Annotated in this window: 1 pseudogene; it reads right to left on the bottom strand. The window is 61.1% G+C overall.

Features of this window, described 5'->3' with window-relative positions:
* A pseudogene (locus tag WG923_RS30340) lies at positions 1-580 on the bottom strand (IS3 family transposase); the annotation flags it as partial.
* Between the last annotated feature and the right edge of the window lie 55 nt (positions 581-635).

The raw sequence follows: 635 nt of genomic DNA, 5'->3' as shown, positions 1-635 counted from the left end.
TGCAGGGGTTCGTACAGCATGTGGTGCAGCTTGCGCGTGCCAATGCGCGGCTGGTGGCGGCGCTCGTCGCGCACCAGCGCCACCACGGTGGAGTGCTTGTCCTGGCGGTGGCGCTCGCATGCGACTCGCTTGTAATACGCCTGCCGGCTGATGCCCATGAAGCGGCAAGCCGTCGCGATGCTCAGCCCTTGGACGAGCTTTTCCGCGACGACTTGCCCACAGGCTTTTTTCCGATCTGCACTCCATAGTCGCGCTTGAGCACGCCCACGACGGCCTCGAAGAAAGCCGCCTTCTGCTGGGCTTCCTTGAGCTGCAGCTCGAGCTCCTTGATCCGCTGCTCCGGCGGCACGGGTTTGCTGGGGTCTGACATCTTCTGGACTGATTTGCCCATGGATGATGCCTTGCGCCACCGCGGGCTGCCATGCCTTCGCATCCAGGTCAGAACGGTCGATGACCCCTGTATGCCGTAGCGCCTTTGTGCTTGGCCGGTCGTCAGCTCGCCCTTCTCGACCTGTTCAACCACCGCAAGCTTGAACGCAAGCGTGTAGTCGTTCTGAGTTCTCTTGGTCCATTCCGTCAATTGACTTTCCTTTCTGGTGGCCAGAAAGGTGTCAACCCATTTCAGGACGGGTCAC

Origin of the sequence: Ramlibacter sp. AN1133, assembly GCF_037890035.1 — a bacterium.
Classification (GTDB): domain Bacteria; phylum Pseudomonadota; class Gammaproteobacteria; order Burkholderiales; family Burkholderiaceae_C; genus Ramlibacter.
This window is presented reverse-complemented; position numbering and strand designations above follow the sequence as displayed.